Annotated in this window: 19 protein-coding genes; all 19 read right to left on the reverse strand. The window is 66.4% G+C overall.

All coding sequences use genetic code 11. The features are described from left to right. Positions 1-44: 44 nt before the first annotated feature. Complete coding sequence (locus ACFPA8_RS07890) at positions 45-695, reverse strand: hypothetical protein (protein ID WP_386444308.1); 651 nt, start codon at positions 693-695, stop codon at positions 45-47. 61 nt (positions 696-756) lie between these two features. Then, positions 757-1269 carry a DNA cytosine methyltransferase gene (locus ACFPA8_RS07895; protein ID WP_386444311.1) on the reverse strand — a complete coding sequence of 171 codons (513 nt, stop codon included), beginning with the start codon at positions 1267-1269 and terminating at the stop codon, positions 757-759. Positions 1270-1370: 101 nt separating this feature from the next. Further along, positions 1371-2255, reverse strand: coding sequence for a hypothetical protein (locus tag ACFPA8_RS07900; RefSeq protein WP_386444313.1), 885 nt, complete (start codon positions 2253-2255; stop codon positions 1371-1373). Between the two features lie 238 nt (positions 2256-2493). After that, positions 2494-3507 carry a hypothetical protein gene (locus ACFPA8_RS07905; RefSeq protein ID WP_386444316.1) on the reverse strand — a complete coding sequence of 338 codons (1014 nt, stop codon included), beginning with the start codon at positions 3505-3507 and terminating at the stop codon, positions 2494-2496. A 131-nt stretch (positions 3508-3638) separates the two neighbouring features. Then, a complete protein-coding gene (locus ACFPA8_RS07910) occupies positions 3639-4220 on the reverse strand; it encodes a deoxynucleotide monophosphate kinase family protein (RefSeq protein WP_386444319.1) in 582 nt (193 codons plus the stop codon). A 3-nt stretch (positions 4221-4223) separates the two neighbouring features. Then, the gene (locus ACFPA8_RS07915) at positions 4224-4493 is read right to left on the reverse strand and encodes a hypothetical protein (RefSeq protein WP_386444322.1); all 270 of its coding nucleotides are present in this window, start codon (positions 4491-4493) and stop codon (positions 4224-4226) included. A 62-nt stretch (positions 4494-4555) separates the two neighbouring features. Next, positions 4556-4759 carry a hypothetical protein gene (locus ACFPA8_RS07920; protein WP_386444324.1) on the reverse strand — a complete coding sequence of 68 codons (204 nt, stop codon included), beginning with the start codon at positions 4757-4759 and terminating at the stop codon, positions 4556-4558. Positions 4760-5032: 273 nt separating this feature from the next. Continuing rightward, positions 5033-6424 (reverse strand): N-acetylmuramoyl-L-alanine amidase, encoded by a 1392-nt coding sequence (locus ACFPA8_RS07925; protein ID WP_386444327.1) that lies wholly within the window; start codon positions 6422-6424, stop codon positions 5033-5035. Positions 6425-6629: 205 nt separating this feature from the next. After that, positions 6630-7154 (reverse strand): hypothetical protein, encoded by a 525-nt coding sequence (locus ACFPA8_RS07930; RefSeq protein WP_386444330.1) that lies wholly within the window; start codon positions 7152-7154, stop codon positions 6630-6632. A 9-nt stretch (positions 7155-7163) separates the two neighbouring features. Further along, on the reverse strand, positions 7164-7679 hold the full coding sequence (locus tag ACFPA8_RS07935; RefSeq protein WP_386444333.1) for a type 1 periplasmic-binding domain-containing protein: 516 nt from the start codon (positions 7677-7679) through the stop codon (positions 7164-7166). An 8-nt stretch (positions 7680-7687) separates the two neighbouring features. Further along, complete coding sequence (locus tag ACFPA8_RS07940) at positions 7688-10429, reverse strand: hypothetical protein (RefSeq protein WP_386444336.1); 2742 nt, start codon at positions 10427-10429, stop codon at positions 7688-7690. Between the two features lie 10 nt (positions 10430-10439). Beyond that, complete coding sequence (locus ACFPA8_RS07945) at positions 10440-12185, reverse strand: phage tail protein (protein WP_386444339.1); 1746 nt, start codon at positions 12183-12185, stop codon at positions 10440-10442. After that, entirely contained in the window at positions 12185-12472 is a 288-nt protein-coding gene (locus ACFPA8_RS07950; protein WP_386444341.1) for a phage tail assembly protein T, read from the reverse strand. Before ACFPA8_RS07950 ends, ACFPA8_RS07945 begins: the two co-directional genes overlap by 1 nt. A gap of 50 nt (positions 12473-12522) precedes the next feature. Beyond that, entirely contained in the window at positions 12523-12888 is a 366-nt protein-coding gene (locus ACFPA8_RS07955) for a hypothetical protein (protein WP_386444344.1), read from the reverse strand. 1 nt (position 12889) lies between these two features. Continuing rightward, positions 12890-13306, reverse strand: coding sequence for a phage tail tube protein (locus ACFPA8_RS07960; protein WP_386444346.1), 417 nt, complete (start codon positions 13304-13306; stop codon positions 12890-12892). Positions 13307-13315: 9 nt separating this feature from the next. After that, on the reverse strand, positions 13316-13717 hold the full coding sequence (locus ACFPA8_RS07965; RefSeq protein WP_386444348.1) for a DUF3168 domain-containing protein: 402 nt from the start codon (positions 13715-13717) through the stop codon (positions 13316-13318). Beyond that, a complete protein-coding gene (locus ACFPA8_RS07970) occupies positions 13717-14085 on the reverse strand; it encodes an HK97-gp10 family putative phage morphogenesis protein (RefSeq protein ID WP_386444351.1) in 369 nt (122 codons plus the stop codon). Before ACFPA8_RS07970 ends, ACFPA8_RS07965 begins: the two co-directional genes overlap by 1 nt. After that, positions 14085-14441, reverse strand: coding sequence for a head-tail adaptor protein (locus ACFPA8_RS07975; RefSeq protein ID WP_386444354.1), 357 nt, complete (start codon positions 14439-14441; stop codon positions 14085-14087). The genes ACFPA8_RS07970 and ACFPA8_RS07975 overlap by 1 nt, the downstream gene beginning before the upstream one ends. Further along, positions 14438-15034 carry a hypothetical protein gene (locus ACFPA8_RS07980; RefSeq protein ID WP_386444357.1) on the reverse strand — a complete coding sequence of 199 codons (597 nt, stop codon included), beginning with the start codon at positions 15032-15034 and terminating at the stop codon, positions 14438-14440. The genes ACFPA8_RS07975 and ACFPA8_RS07980 overlap by 4 nt, the downstream gene beginning before the upstream one ends. Positions 15035-15036 lie beyond the last annotated feature (2 nt).

The following is a 15036-nucleotide window of genomic DNA, read 5'->3' on the forward strand; positions in this document are numbered from 1 at the left end:
ACGCACCCAAAGCCCGACCCCCGTGAAGGGATCGGGCGTGGGTGTTACGCAGCGGCGTCCTGGTCCTGGTCCTCGTTGGCGACGAGCGCCTGGTCCAGGAGGAGACCGAAGGCGAAGTACGCCTGACGTGGTACGACGCCGTTACCAATCGCATGCAGTTGGTCGGCCCGGCTTAGACCTTCTGTGTCCGTAACCCACCCGTCGGGCATCCCCATCAGCCATTCAGCGAATCGGGCGGAGAGTCGGCGTCCACCTCGTGGGCCTACCTCCGTGGGTATGGGGGCGGGGCGCCCTATCCACGCTTCCTGTCGGCGAATGGCCGGCTCGTACTCAGCCCAGTCTTGAACCAGATCCTCGCCGGGGGGCGGGATCAGGTAAGACACTTCGTCGTCCAGGGTAGGACCGTGCCCGCCGGCCTTGCGCTTGTCCGGGTGCTGTGCCGCGCCGTTGCGGCCAAGGTTCGCGGTGGGCGTCTTCAACAGAACGACCTGAGTTTCCAGGCGTGACCAGTTCTTCGGGTTATCGAGGCGGCCGTGCCCGTTGGCGGACGACGTGCGCGGGGTCCCGAAGAACTTGACGGGCTCGGGGAGCGTCAAGGCCACCTCGTTCAACGGCCTGCTGTTCTTGCCGTGCTGGTTCGAAGCTCCCGACTTCCAGTCGCGGGCAGTCGGAGTCGGCAGTAGATGAACCACCATGCCCGGCAGCGCGTCGTACTCGCCCTTACTGTTCCGCTGATTCGGCCCCCCGTGGGGCCCGTCAGACGCCTTCGGTGTGGGGAACAGCGGGAGTGGCGAGCCCGAACCATCGGTTCCGGTGGTGTGCGGCTCCGACGTCGGAAGCTCGTAGAGTCGTCCACCGGAGGTCATACCCGATTTCGGCCAGGTCTTCGGCGACAACGGAGAGCCCTCGCGTCCGGATGACGGCAACGTTCTCCAGGAACACGAGTCGGGGTCGAAGTGCCCCAACAGCTTCAGCGACGTTCTTCCAGATCCCCGAGCGCTTCCCATTGATACCCTCCCGCTTTCCGGCGTTGCTGATGTCCTGGCAGGGAAACCCTGCGGTGATGACGTCGATGTGCCCGGCAAGCTGCTGCCAGTCGTAATCGGTGATGTCGCCGATGTTCACCGCGTCTGGGAACCGGTCGGCGAGGATCTTGCAGGCGTGCTTGGTGACTTCGGCTACGTGGGTGACGTGGCCGCCGGTCAGCGGCTCCACTGCCATGCCGATGCCGCCGTATCCGGCACAGAGTTCGAGAATTCGGGGTTGCATCGTCCCTCCGGGGAATAGGTGGTGATACCCCGAAGGGCCCGACCCCCGTGAAGGGATCGGGCGGGGGTCCACCAGCGGAGGCTAGTGATGGGACAGGGGTGTTACTTCGCCCGCCTCTCCGTGCCGGTAACCCGACGCTTCGGGGCGTTCTTGGCGATGGGCTTGCCGATCACGTCGTCCTTCATGCCGGAGATGCGGGAACGGCCCCAGCCTTCGCCCTCCCACTGGCGCACCGTGTGGAAGAAGGCCAGCGCGGAGAGGAAGACGCCGTGCAACTCCTCGTTGACGCGGGCTGGCTTGGCTGCCCACTTCTCGGAGGTGACGTGGACGACCAGGCCGCCATCGAAGGTCGGCATGGGGCGGGTGGACCCGTCGGGGCTGATGACCCTGTCTGCGTAGGCGTAGGCGGAGAGCTGCAGGGCGACGTCCGGGTAGGTGTTCTTGCCGGTCTTCCAGTCGCTCATCAGGCGGATGGCTTCGCCCTGCTGGTCGAGCTTGCCGGTCTCCGGGTCGACCTTGACCAGGAGTTCGGCGTCGTAGCTGCCGGCGTATCCGTGGGTGTCGGACCAGGCGACATCTTCAGCGGAGACCAGCTCGGGCTGGACGGCAGACAGGAACTCGTCGAAGTGCTTGACGTACGGCTCCATCAGCGTGCTGACGGGTCCGAGCTCTTCGCCGCGGATCATGCGCTCGAAGAGGTCGTGCGCCTCGCTGCCCTTCTCGGCGGCCTGCTTGGTGTAGCGCTTGGCGGCGTCCTTGACGTACGTCACGGCCCCTTCGCGGTCGCGCTTGACCATGCGCTGTAGGTCGCCCTCGGTGGTCATGTCCGCCGCGAGCTCGGCGGCGAGCTTGGCGTTCCAGGGGCCCAGGAAGCCTTTCGGGAACATGTTGAGGACGCTCGTAACGCCGGGGACCGTGATGCTGTGGTCGTCCGGGGACTGGTAGAACCTGCTGCCGCCGATGAATGTGGTGCTGACCGTGCCCATGGGGCTCCCTTCCAGGGTGTGTTGCTGTCACCTGGAAGGGGGTGAGACTGGAAGTGGTCCGGCTCCGCCGGGGCATGCAGCATTTTCTTGCACGGGAACAAACCCCTATACACACGTAAGGGGGTTTACTCCCATGCAGGTTTTTCTTGCATGCCTGGCGCTCCGCGCTGGGGCCCTTCGGACACACGAAAGCCCCCGTCCGGTGATGGCCGGACGGGGGCGTGTGGGGGGGGGGGGGTTAGAGGGTTTCGGCGACGATCTGCTTGGCGGTGGTGACGGCTTCTTCTGCGGCTTCGCGGAGCTCCTTGCGGGCGTCCTCGGGGAGCTCGGGGATCAGGGGGACCAGCGCTTCCGCTGCCTTGATGTCCCGGCGGAGCTGCCCCACGAAGGTGTTGGCCGTGGCCTCCGGGTTGGCCGGCAGTTCCTCCTGCTGCTTCTGGTCCAGCCCGAGCTTCTGCTCCAGCTCGGCAACCTTCTTCTCATCGCCGTTTTTACGGGCACGCTCCAAGGCGCGCTCCAAGCGGCGCTTGGTGTTGCGGCCCATGAGGGGGAGTGGCTGGCCGACGTCCTTGTAGAGGGCCCGTACGGCGCGGGAGGGTGTCTCGTCGGGGTAGGCGTCCAGCGCCATGGGGAAGTGCTTGGTGGCGAGCTCGGGCTCCGTGTCGAGGTTATCCAGGAAGTTGACCAGGACTTCCGACCACTGGTTCCAGACGGAGACCATGAGCGCTTCGACCACGTCCTGTGCGTCGTCCTCGCTCATGTCGGGGTGGGCTTCCCGGTAGTGCTTGCCGGCGATGGCGTACGCCGCTTTAGCTGCGTCGCGTGCGGCTTGGGTGTTGCTGAACAGGTCGGGCACGCCCTTGCGGTTGACGATGCTCAGGCGTAGATCGAGGATGCGGCGCGCCATGCGCTTGGAGAAGTCCAGGGCCTTGGCCTGGTTGTCGAAGCCCTCCGTCATGGCTTCGCCGATTTCTGCGACGAGCTGCGGGACACCTTCGATCTTTGTGTAGTCCGTGACCTCGGGAAGAGCGACGGGGGTGAGCAGCCCCTCTTCGCGGAGGGGGGTACCGGCCTCTTCGAGCTCTTCGTTGTACCGCTTCTTCTTCGTCTTCGAGCGTAGGGCGTCGATGAGCCTCTGCGTGGCGGCGCTGATGTCGCGGGCCTCTTCGTGCTGGCCGGCCGCGACGAGGGAGCGCACGCGCTCGATGTCGCCCTGGATCTGTTCTTCGGTTTCCTGAAGTCGAGTAGCCATGGTGTGTCCGTCCGGTCTGGGAGGTGGTCTACCGCCTACCCTACCCGCGAGTCGGGACCCCGGCAAGCCGGACACGAGAAAAGCCCCCACGGCCGGAGCCATGGGGGCAACTCATCCCGGGAAGGGTAGAGCTACATTCCGAGCACCACCCGCCGCACGTCCTCTTCGAGGTCGGCGATGGTCCCGGCGTTGCAGATGTCTCGATCTGTCTTGTATTTGGCGAGTTCCGTCTCGGACACGTGGGTGTCGACGGCGTCCAGGCCCTCGGTGATGCGGCAGGGACGGGTGACGGAAACGGTCATGAAGCCCCGCGCCTCCAGTGCCCTCACCTCGTTCAGAAACCTGACGTCAGTGAAGACAGCGGGCTTTCCGGCGCTGAAGGCTTCGTACGCCTTCTGTTCTCCCTTCAGCAGCCAGAAGTCCGGCTGCTGTGCGCGCACGGCGACGCCGAGGCCCTGAAGGAAGCGGCGGACCTCGGGGTATTCGTCCTTGGCGCCCTCCCAGCCGTCAGCCTCTACGGCGTCAGAGAGTCGGTACGGGTCGCCATCCGTCCAGAGCATGTCCGGGATCGACGGATTCGCTGCCAGCGCCATCTCCTTCAGCGCATCCGCGAACGCCACGCGGACGTAGCCGTGGCGATCCACGAGGTAGTTCGCGATGGTGTCCTTGCCGGAGCGGGCGCGACCCAAGAGGGCGATGTCGGGAAGTGTCATGGGTCAGTCCTCCACGTCCGGGTCGATCTGCTGCGCAGCGAGCAGGCGACCGTCGTACATCCCGCTGTTGTAGGGACGGGTGTACGCCTCGTCCCGGATCTCCTGCGCTGCCTCGCGGCGGACGGCAGAGATGAGGTCGTCCAGGAGTTCGGTCATGCGCTCGTACTGATCGCCGTAGAAGGCGTTGTACTCGCTGAAGAACTGGGCGCTGGCGCAGCCCACGTCCGGGCGCCACACGGGCTCGCCGTTCACGTACTTCCATCCGTTTGCCATGGCCTCTCCCTCGCCGATGGTGTGTTGCTGTCACCAAGCCGGGGGTGAGATTGGAAGTGGTCCTACTTCTCGGTGCTCTCGCTGCTCTTCTTCACCTTCGCTGCACGCTCCGCGACGAGGGCCACGACGCCCGCAAGGACCGCTGTGACGGCAGCCTCTACGGTGCTCGGGTCCACGCCCGGGAGGTAGCGCGCGAGGTACGCTGCGGCTGCCACGGCAGCGGGCTTGACGAGGGCGGATGCGGCTGTCTTCAGGGCTGCGATCATGTGTCTCCTCTGTGGGGTCCGGGAGCCAAGGTGATGTGCTCCGCTGTGTGGCTGACCTGCCACCGGGTGTGCTCGTGGAGTTGGGACTGCATGGCGTCAAGGCGGCCGTGGATACGGGCCAGGCCCTCAGTCACGGTCTCGGTCATCTCGGTTCGGGTGGCTTCTGCCTCTTGCCGGGCTCCCCGCGCGCGAGCGGCAAGGTACGCGGGGCCGGCGGTGATGAGCGCTGCTCCTACCACCCCGAGAGCGGTGATCGTCTCGGGGGCCATGGCGTCAGTTCTTCCCGTCCTGAGTCTCGGCGACGGAGAGCACCCGACGCCACCCACCAGCGGAGAAGACGCGCCCCTTCGTGGTGGTCGTGTAGTCGAGTTGTTCCCGGTAGAACTTGTGCACCGCATCCGCCGTGGACTGGCCGTACTTGCCGTCGACCTTGAGGTTCGGCGAGATGAAGCGGTTGAGCATCCGCTGCAGGAAGTCGACGTGCCAGTTCTCGTCGCCGTAGCGGAGTTCCGGCATGTAGCCCTCGACCTTCTGCCACTCCAGCACGCGCGTGGGTTTGACGTCGTCGGCGTAGGCCATGCGTCCGAGGACATCGGCGGCGTAGTCACCGCCAGTGGTGGCGGAGTCCGCGGACTTGCCGGCTGCGAGGGCGTTCTTCACGCCGGTGAGGCCCGCGTTGTAGGCGGCTACGCCGGCAGGCAGACCGACGGCCTTGATGTTGTCCGCGAGCAGCTTGGCGGCCTTCTCCGCCTGCGCCTGTACGTCCTTGTCGAAGCCGGCCGGAACCTTCCACCAACGGTCGTCCTGCTGCCACACCCCGTGTCCGTGTCCGCCGTCGCCGACCTTGTTCACCAGGTTGGTTTCCCGGCTGCCGACTGCGAGAAGCAGGCCGGCGGGGAGGCCGTGCTTCTTCTCCACGGCGGGGATGAACGGCCAGTCCTTCAGCGCGCGCTCAGCCTGCGCCTTCACCGTTGCCGCGGACTCGCGGGACTTCGGCGTGATGGTGCCGGGCTTGGGCTCGGGCTTGGGGTCCGGCTTGGGCGTGGTGGGCTTGCCGTCGAGGCGTGCCTGCACGTCGCGGCGGAAGTCGTGCATGTCGAAGTCGCCCTTGCCCTGGACCGGGCCCTTCGGGTCGATCTTGCGGGTCGTGCCTTCCTTGTGGCCGATCACGCTGTTCGCGGTCCAGCCGTGGAAGCGGCAGATCGCGGCGGCCCAGCGCACGGCGGCGTCGTACTGCTTGGAGGGGTAGACGTCGCGGCCGTTGCCCAGGTTCTCGATCTCTATGCCGTACGTACGCGCGTTGGCGTCCACGGTCTCGGGACCGGCGGGGCGTGGGTGCGTCTTGGCCTCGTTGAGCATCGCGTTGAAGGCGTTCGCGGGGAAGCTCCCGGCGTGATTGGCACGGCCGGCGCTCATCATCGTCGCCGTGCCGTCCTTGGCAAGGTGCGTGTGGCAGAGCGGCCCCGGGAGGGCGGACGTGCCGTTGTAGCAGAGGGAGACGCTGTTGCGGCCGGCAGTGTGGTGGATCACGACACCGTTGACGTTGCCCCAAGCACCCTTGTGGTTGCGGTTGTGGGTGCGCCAACCGCTGTAGCGCTCGGAGACCTTGACGCCCTCCTTCTTCAGAGCGGCGACGAACTGTGAGGCTGTCATGGGCTTGGCCATGAGACTCCTTCGTGTCTCATGAGACAGGCGCCTGTCTCATGAGTGAGGTCGATGAGACAGGGCGATGTATCACCGGGTGTCTCACGCGGGTATGAGAGGGCCCTGCGCCTCGAATGAGACACAGGGCCGGGTGTCTCACTGCGGATGCGTGAGACATGAGGGGGTATATCAGGTGTGAATCAGCAGGTGGGAGGGTGTGTCATCGTCACGCAAGGCGTTGGACGCGCGCCCATGAGCCACGACCGAGACGACAGAAGGTCGTGGACGAGGCGTACTGCCCCCACTCGTACGACAACACGCCGGGGAAGTCGCCTGTCTCAAGCAGGCCCTCTTCGTGGATGTGGTTCAGGCTCTCGTTGCCGGCTGGGCGGTAGCCGAACGCGAGCGGTGTGGTGACTACGTCCGGGACCGTGGTCCGGATGTTGATTGGGTTGTCGTCCGTGGCGCCGAAGTGCGGCCCGCTCACACCCCTGCGCTTGGTCACCGACGAGGCGAAAGGCACGCCCCAGCCTCCTTGGAACTGCGCCCCGGTCGCGCCCCCGGCGAAAAGGCTGAACTCTACGAGATACGTGGCGTTCGCCTCGACCTCGAACCACAGATCCGGGTCCGGGAGCATTTCCGGGGAGGACGCCCGGTCCAGGTTCGTGAGCTTGTACGCGTAGCGCGGGAGCGAGTCGAAGAAGAGCTGCGAGGTGGTGATCTCGCCGTCTGCCCATGGGCGGTACTGCATGCGGCCCCCCTATCCGACTCTGGTACAGCGACCCCACGAGGCCATGCCCCGGCGGGTGAACGTGGCGCTGGTTGTGGTCTGCGCCCACTCCAAGGCCAGAGTCCCCGCGTCGGTGGTGAAGACGGTTCCGGCTTCGGTGATGTGCTGCAGGTTGGTGTTGGCGCCACGGATTCCGTATTCAACGATGGTGGCCATGCCGTGACACCCGGACCGCGCGGTGATGTTGTTGTCGGATGTGGCTGTCGACCCGGGGCCGAACACCCCGCGGAGGCCGTCCGAAGCGGTGGGGGCGCTCCATCTTGTTCGGGGGCGCTGTGCGGTTGCGGTCGCTCCCAGGAAGAGGCAGAACTCGACAACGTAGACGGCGTTCGCTTCGAGGGGGAACTGCAAGACAGGATCGGCGGAGAGCGTGGATGTGGTCCGGTCCAGGTTCGTTTCGCAGTAGACGAACTGCGGCAGCGACGCGGAGATGCGCGCGGCCGTGATCCTTTGGCCGGCGAGCCAGCCGGGGTACTGAGTGGCCATGTGTCTCCTTACAGGGCGACGATCGGGCGGGGTTCGAGACCGACGATCGCTCCGGCACTGTGCGCCTTAGTGACGCCGTTCACGCCGCGAGTGACTGTGAAGGTCTGGGGGGATGTCCCGCTGATCGCGGTGACGGTCATGGTCTCGCCTGTTACGTGGATGTCGAAGGGGAGATCCGCGGGGTCAGTCGTCCATGCGGGGCCGCTCGTCGTCGCGACGAACAGTGTGGTCGCGCCCGTCGTGACATCTGCGTCGAGCTGGCTGCCCTCGGTGTCGGTGTTGCCCCCCACCAGCGGAACCGTGTACGGCCCCGCGGGGGAGCAGTTGAGCGTGACGAGCCACTTGTGGCGGCCAATCGTCTCCTCGTACCCCTGCACGATCAGGTCGATATCGTCCGGGGCCAGCCATGCTGGCGGGTTGGCGATGGTGATGCGGTCGCCGAGGCGCAGGGACAGCCACGACTCGATCAGATGGGGGGCTGCTGCAAGGTTGAGCTCCAGCGTGGGGTACCGCGCGGAGTCCCAGGTGCCCAGGTGTAGGCGCCACCCTGCGTGGTCTCCGCACTGCGTGTCGCTGTGCAGGTTGAGTGTTACGTCCTCGTCGTAGACGCCCACACCGAGCGGTGGGGGCGCCGTGGAGAGGGGGCCGTCTTCGCGTACGACTCGGTAGAAGCCCCCGTCGGACCTGGATACCGTGACGTCGTTTCGGGTGGCCTGGTCGTCGTCGACCGGGGTGAGTCCCGGGGGAATGTCCCCTCGGCGTGTGTAGTCCAGCTCCATCCGGGGCGCCTGGTTGTACATGCTGCGGTGCGTGCGGAACAGGAGCGCAAGCTCGCTGATGTCCTCGGTAAGAATCCCGCCGTCAACTGCAACGGCGTCTTGCATGACGTCCACCAGAGCCTCGTTGGGCTGGTTGCCCAGGGCGGGTGTGTCAGCAGCGTCGCCGATTACGGAGAGAGACACGCCGGCTTCGAGGGCCAGTCGTTCAAGGCGTACACCGGTGAGCTCGCCGGAGAAGCCCGGCCCGCCCACGGGGTACTCGTAGGGGGTAGCAGTGGAGTGCACAGAGATATGGCCTATAGCCAGGCCGTCCAAGCCCTTGAAGGTGTTGCGTACCTCGGAGACCATGCCGACCGTGCCGGTCCCGCTGAACGACGCGCGCAGGAACTCGGTGCCTACCGGCCCTCCGTACACCTTGTAGCTCCAGGAGCTGCCGGACTGCGACGCGCATACGGCGATGCGGGTCCAGTTACCGAGCCAGCCACCTTGGTCCGTGACGGCGAATCCGCCGAGGTCCGTGGTGCTCTCGCCGTCGGCGTCCTTCGCCCACAGGTGGATGCTTTCGCCGTTGACGCCCAGCTCAACGAGGAGAATGGACCAGGGGGTCGCCCCGGTCGTCTTGACCCAGAAGAGGTTCTGAGCGGAGCTCGGCGCGGAGTCCAGCTTGAAATAGCACTCTGCGCGCCAGGCGCCTGTTGCCGCTGGCGGGACCTCTGCGCGCATGACCGCGCCGTCGCCGACGGTCGGTACGGGAGCCGAGCCGGGCAGTCCGGACGCCGCGGAGAAGGAGAAGCCCGACGTGCGCATAGGCTGCGCACCCGGGATGGGGGAGAACACCTTCTGTTCGGTGCTGCTCTGCACATCCTCCATGGGCCAGTACGCCACCACGTCGGAGGCATTGGTGACGCGCCGCCGGATGGGGGACTCCAGTGGCTTGGCGCCCTGTCCAAGACGGCGAAGGAGACCGCCGGCCTCCACACTGATCCACGAGTCGTTGCCGGAGGGGTCCCAGTGGGACGGCCACGACGCCACCTCTCCCGTGAAGCGGTAAGCAGTGGTGAGTGGGTCCATGGCGCCGTTGACCTGGGCGGTGCCGCTGATCGTCCAGAGGCGCCCCGTGGCGTCGGTCCAGTTGGTAGCTCCGGGAGGTACGGCGCCCATGTCCAGGTCGACCACGGTGGTGGCGGTGTCGACGTTGCGCACAGTGAGCCGGTGGATCGTGCCTTCGTTCATGTTTACGTAGGTTCCGCCGGTGTCCGCGGTGCCCAGGGTGAGGGCGCCCGTGCTGCTGCGGATCGTGGTACCTCCGGCAACCTCTTCCTCGAACAGCGCCGTCCAGGGGCCGCTCATGGATGTCGAGTAGGCGAGGCCGTGGGCGTACGAGCCCCCGAGGTCCGCGACCACGACACCTTGCAGGGCGACGCGGTTGGGCAGGCCCGTCGCGTCGGCCAACACGTAGTATTCGGTGCCGTCGGCGCCGTACCACTGGAATGCGAGCTGTGTGCCGTAGCGGAAGAGCGACCACGAGACGGTGCTCGGGGTGCCCTTCATGGCGATCACGTGGACGGTTTCGGGGTCCGTCCAGTCATCGACCTCGACCTCAACCTTGACGTCGATCCAGTTTGAGATGTTCAGTGCGGCGTCGCTGGGGGTGCTGGCGTACCCGTCGTCGCCGTCGCCGGGGGGCAGCTGCAGGTGCCCGACGGTGTCTCCGGGGAAGATGACGCGGACAGGGGTGTTGCGTCCGATCTTCCCGTAGAGCGGGCTGTAGGGGTTGCGGGGGCTGTACTTACCCGAGCGGTTGTCCAGCAGGAAGGTGCACTTGGAGGGGTCGGCCGTGGAGCTCTCGTCCGCACGCCCGCGCGTGATGATCAGGTCCTCGCGCAGGTAGACGTCATCGGTGATGTCCGCCCACTCGCCGTTGAGGTTCAGCTCAACGCGGGTGTCCAGCGGGTCGTTCGGGAACGCCACGGCCTACCTCCTAGGTGAACGCCTTCTGTACGTTGCCGCGCCCATCGACGCGGACCCACTTCTTGATCAGTCGCTTCATCTCGTCGTCGCCACCCCGGACGTCCAGGACGATCGTCTGCGGCTCGGACTTCCCGGCGCGGATGACTCCGGAGACCTCTGCGGTCATGCCGGGCAAGTCGGACGTCAGCCCGCCGAGCTGCTTGCGCAGGTACGGGGTCTGGCGGTCGATGCCCTTCATGAAGCCCGCGATGACGGACTGACCAGCGGGGGTCAGGATTCGGGCATCCAGCGGAGCCGGGCCCTTCCAGTCCCTCAGCTTGCGCGTCAGGCTCCCGAGCTTGTCCTTGACCTTCCGGAACATGCTCGCGATACCGTCAACGAATCCGCCGACTAGGGAGCGACCAGCGCCGTAGAGCTTGCTGCCGATCCCGGACAGTGCGTCCTTGGCCTTGCCGGGTAGGGACTTCACCGCGCTGACAACGCGCTTGACGCCGGACTTCGCGGCGCTGAGCATGCTCGAACCGGCCGCGTAGACCTTGGCGTAGACCCGGCTGCCCAGGGAGGACAGTGCACCCGCGGCCTTACCCGGAAGCCCCCTGATCCAGGAGACAACCCTGCCGACCATGCGGGCCACCCAGCTGACAGCACGCTGGTACAGGGACACGCACTTCGCGATGATGCCTGCGACCCATCGGGAGACTGCGCCGATGGTCCGTCGCGGGAGGCTGGTGACCCAACGGACGATGGCGTTGATCAGGTCGGGGATGATGCTGTGTCCGACCAGGACGTCATACAGCCAGGCGAACGCGCTGATGACGTTCTGGACCCACTTGCGGACCGTGGAGTAGGTGGATGTCAGGAAGCGGATGAACTTCGCCGTCTCCATCAGCAGCCACTTGATGAAGCTGCCGAGATCTTCTAGAGCCAGTTTGGTGTCCTTGGGGTTCTGCCCCAGGATGCGGAAGAACCCTCCGATACCCTCACCGATCTTACGGATCATGCTGGAGAAGCCCTTGAAGGTCTCCTGAGAGCCCATGAGCATGTCTTCGATACCCGTGATGATCGCCTTGAAGGCGTCCATGAAGCCCTTGTTCAGCACCGGGATGACGGGTTCGAGCGCACCGAAGATCCCCTGGAACTCGTTTTCCAGGCTCTTGAACGTCTTCCCGATCTGACCCAACGCCTTGGTGAAGGCGGGGATGAGGGGCTTTGCAGCGTCCTTCAGGATGCCGCCGACGGTGCTCTTCAGCTTGCTCGCGGCTTTCTTGACGGCTGGCTCGTCCTTCAGCAGGACGGCGCCTAGGCCGATGATGCCTATGCCTGTGGCGGAGACGACAAGGCCGGAGAGTGCTGCGGCGAGGAACGGGGCGAGGGTGTGCGCGATGGCGGAGGCGAGCGCCAGGGCTACGACGCCGACGATGGGGTTGGAGCTGATGGATCGGCTTGCAAACGACAGGGCCCCGGAGAGGCCGCTTGCGATGGTACTGCCGGCTCTTCGTAGGCCGGAGCCGATCCCTGCTGCGATGCGGCGACCGAAGCCCCGTCCTTGTCCGTCGGCGTCGCCTGCTCGGAAGGCGTTGCGGATGCCTCTCAGGCCCTGCTGGAAGTGGTGCAGCATGCGGCCAGCGGAGAAGTCCGCAGTACGGCGCATGTTGTCGCCCATGGTGCGGACGGCGCGTTGCGCGTTGCGGGCGCCGGCGCGGAGTCGGTCGGTGTCGATACCGAGGTGGATCAGCATGGTGTTGAGGGTTGCCATCAGCCCTCCTTTCTCTTGACGGCCCCGCCCAGCGCGGCGTTCGCCTGCGCGACCTTCTGGAAGAGCTCTTCTGGCGTGAGGGGGCGCTTGTCCCACTTGGGGATGAAGTCCTGCGCGGTGTACTCGCGGCCCTTGCCGCCTCTGTTGGCGTTGGCGATGGTGGCGGCGATAATGCCGGTGTGGATGTCTGCGCGGGGGGGGCCAAGAGGGCCTGTGACCTTCTCGTAGACCTGCCACTCGGTGAGCTCACGCGAAGAGGTCCGGGCCAGCAGCTCCCGGACCGTCATACCGAGGTGTGCGGCCAGGCGGAAGTAAAACTGCCGCTCAGGCCGCGCCCTCATTTCCCCAGGAGCTCTTCCTGGTCTTCGTTGCTCATGCCGGACAGTCGCATGGCGACGTCGCAGACTCGCTGCAGGGCCTGGGCGTTCTTCTGCCCGAGGCGCTTGATAGCGGCGCCCTGGAAGAGACGCTTGCCGTTCTCGTCCACGATGCACGCGGAAGCGAGGCGAGCACGGTAGTCCTCAAGGGCCTTCTCGGAGGAGAGACGGTCACCCTTGGAGTCCACGAAGCCCGCTTCGAAGCGGTCGCGTTCGGACCCCGACATGCCCTGGACCCGGACCGTACCTCCCCACTCGGGCACCTCAACGTCTTCGGTGCCCAGGTCGTCAGCAGAGAGAATGTCGTCGGCGGAGAGGTACGTCATGTCAGGCTCCCGGGGTGAGGGTGGGCTTGCCGGAGACCTGGAAGGAGGCTTCGGCGGTGAGCTTGCCGTCGTGCGGCGCTTCGGGGGCGAAACCCGTCATGACTGCCGTGAAGGTCCAGTCGCCGAGGGTGCCCGGCCACACGATCTTGTAGTTCTTGGGGTCGGCGTCGTCCATGTGCTCAACAAGAGCATCGTGAACGGTCGGGTCGTAGTTGAGCTCGATGCTCAGCTCCCCGCCGTTCTTGAGGCCGCCGATGAACTCCTGCCACCCCTCCGTGCTTCCGTGTGAGGTGACGTCCAGCGTCTCCCGCTCGATAGCCGGGGGCGTGATGTTGGTGACGTGCGCCACGGTGGTGTAGGAACCGGGCGTGACGCTCTCCACCTGGAATTGCGTGCCGAAGGCGTCCTTACCTGCCATCGGTCCTCCTTAGATCTTGGTGAGCCACACGCGGTAACGCACGTTGATGTGGCGAATGTCGGGGTTGGGGTCGCCCACCGTGTCGGCGGACTCGAAGGCGATCGAGACGTTCTGCCAGCCGATGACCGGGAGGGTCTGCCGGTCCAGGACGGCGTCTAGCGCCTCCAAGATCTGAGCGGCCTCCTTGTTGCCCTCGTACTCCGACCAGATGTGCAGCACTAGGTAGGAGTCCAGGCCACGGTCCGTGTGGGAGTCCGAGGCGTGCTCGGTGATGCTCCCGAGCGTCACGTACGGCAGGGGCCGGTCGGAGGGCACCCGGTCGTATACGCCGGTGACCAGCGACATGAACGCGGAGTCGCCCTTCAGGGCGGTGATCACGGCCTTCTGCAGGGGCCACAGGGCGGTAGCCATCAGCGGCCTCCCATGCGTCGGTTGATCTCCCGCGCGAGGGCGCGTTCGCCGGTACGTCGGTGGATCTGCGCTGCCGGCCCGAGGTAGGGCTGGTCCGGCATGCTGGACGTGCCCTTCTCTACGTAGTAGGCGTACTCGCGGGCAGAGCCCCACACGCCCACCCAGGCGTTCCCGCTGGTGTAGTTCACGCGGGACTCGATCTGCTTTCGCAGCTTTCCGGTGTCGACGGGGGCGAGGCGCTTGGCCGTGGCCTTCAGCTCGTCCGCCCAGGTGTCGATCGCGTCCCTGCGGGCCAGGTCGGCAAGCGTGGGTAGACCGCGAATGCGGCGGAGAATGTCGCGCATGCCGGAGATTCGGGTACGAGCCATCACACACCCCCCGTGTCGGGCTGGCGTGCGGTGCAATCCAGGCGCAGATAGGTACCGGCCCCGGAGGGCTCGTACACGGACAGCACTAGAAGCGTCAGGCCCGCTCGGCGGAGCTGGTCACCGAAGCGGACGTCGGTACCCGGCTCGATGTACACAACGTGCGTGAGGCGCGACATGGCCTGGTCAGCCTGCGCCTGTAGGGCCGCTTGCCGATCGCCGGCGGAGGGCTGCGAGAGCCGTGCGCGTACCGACGCCAACAGGGACCAGGATGTTTCCCAGCCCCCGCCCCCGTCGTCCACGCGCTGCTCCCGCCAGATCTCCACAGTGCTGTTCAGCAGTCGGGAGACTCGGCTCATCGCAGCCTCACCACCCCGGCACCCCCGCCGAAGCGGGCACGCAGCCGGCCCCGGAGGTAGTCCGGGAGTTCGGCCTCTGTGTGGAGCGGGGTGTTGTAGGAGTACACGGCGGAGTAGTCGCCGATGCGCTCCGATACCAGCGGAGGTGCGGCAAGCCCGGCGTCCTCCGGGGAGGTGCGCAGCCCCACCAGGGATTTGGCGGCGAGACGGCACACGAGGTCCACGATGTCCGCGGGGACCGTCGGCAGCCCGTGTGTGTAGGTCACGGTCACTTCCGGGGGGGTGCAGCCGGACTGCCAACCGGCATCGCGGAGCAGCGCCCCGGATCGCAGCGTCCAGTCCGAGACGGCCACGCCGTCGACCAGGACAGCGGAGACCGTCGAGACCGGCGGACCCGGGAGAGGCAGACGCAGGTCGCGTCCGCCTTCCAGAACGACGGTGTCGGTAGTCTCGCTGATCGGGCAGCCGGCGGCTTCGCGGACGGTGGCGGATGCGGTGTCAAGGAACGTGGCGAGCGCCAGCTCCTCGGAGAGGGCCACCGTGACCCCACGGGCCTCCATGTCGGCCTGTGTGGCGAGAGGGGTCAGCGCCATGG

This window comes from Streptomyces ovatisporus (assembly GCF_042653885.1).
In the GTDB taxonomy this organism is placed as follows: domain Bacteria; phylum Actinomycetota; class Actinomycetes; order Streptomycetales; family Streptomycetaceae; genus Streptomyces; species Streptomyces ovatisporus.

Coding starts and splice junctions, on each gene's coding strand:
- ACFPA8_RS07960 (WP_386444346.1), bottom strand. CDS start 13,306: ATGGCAGGTAAGGACGCCTTCGGCACGCAATTCCAGGTGGAGAGCGTC.
- ACFPA8_RS07915 (WP_386444322.1), bottom strand. CDS start 4,493: ATGGCAAACGGATGGAAGTACGTGAACGGCGAGCCCGTGTGGCGCCCG.
- ACFPA8_RS07965 (WP_386444348.1), bottom strand. CDS start 13,717: ATGGCTACCGCCCTGTGGCCCCTGCAGAAGGCCGTGATCACCGCCCTG.
- ACFPA8_RS07905 (WP_386444316.1), bottom strand. CDS start 3,507: ATGGCTACTCGACTTCAGGAAACCGAAGAACAGATCCAGGGCGACATC.
- ACFPA8_RS07955 (WP_386444344.1), bottom strand. CDS start 12,888: ATGACGTACCTCTCCGCCGACGACATTCTCTCTGCTGACGACCTGGGC.
- ACFPA8_RS07895 (WP_386444311.1), bottom strand. CDS start 1,269: ATGCAACCCCGAATTCTCGAACTCTGTGCCGGATACGGCGGCATCGGC.
- ACFPA8_RS07890 (WP_386444308.1), bottom strand. CDS start 695: ATGGTGGTTCATCTACTGCCGACTCCGACTGCCCGCGACTGGAAGTCG.
- ACFPA8_RS07925 (WP_386444327.1), bottom strand. CDS start 6,424: ATGGCCAAGCCCATGACAGCCTCACAGTTCGTCGCCGCTCTGAAGAAG.
- ACFPA8_RS07910 (WP_386444319.1), bottom strand. CDS start 4,220: ATGACACTTCCCGACATCGCCCTCTTGGGTCGCGCCCGCTCCGGCAAG.
- ACFPA8_RS07900 (WP_386444313.1), bottom strand. CDS start 2,255: ATGGGCACGGTCAGCACCACATTCATCGGCGGCAGCAGGTTCTACCAG.
- ACFPA8_RS07950 (WP_386444341.1), bottom strand. CDS start 12,472: ATGACGGTCCGGGAGCTGCTGGCCCGGACCTCTTCGCGTGAGCTCACC.
- ACFPA8_RS07935 (WP_386444333.1), bottom strand. CDS start 7,679: ATGGCCACTCAGTACCCCGGCTGGCTCGCCGGCCAAAGGATCACGGCC.
- ACFPA8_RS07930 (WP_386444330.1), bottom strand. CDS start 7,154: ATGCAGTACCGCCCATGGGCAGACGGCGAGATCACCACCTCGCAGCTC.
- ACFPA8_RS07945 (WP_386444339.1), bottom strand. CDS start 12,185: ATGGCAACCCTCAACACCATGCTGATCCACCTCGGTATCGACACCGAC.
- ACFPA8_RS07975 (WP_386444354.1), bottom strand. CDS start 14,441: ATGAGCCGAGTCTCCCGACTGCTGAACAGCACTGTGGAGATCTGGCGG.
- ACFPA8_RS07980 (WP_386444357.1), bottom strand. CDS start 15,034: ATGGCGCTGACCCCTCTCGCCACACAGGCCGACATGGAGGCCCGTGGG.
- ACFPA8_RS07920 (WP_386444324.1), bottom strand. CDS start 4,759: ATGATCGCAGCCCTGAAGACAGCCGCATCCGCCCTCGTCAAGCCCGCT.
- ACFPA8_RS07970 (WP_386444351.1), bottom strand. CDS start 14,085: ATGGCTCGTACCCGAATCTCCGGCATGCGCGACATTCTCCGCCGCATT.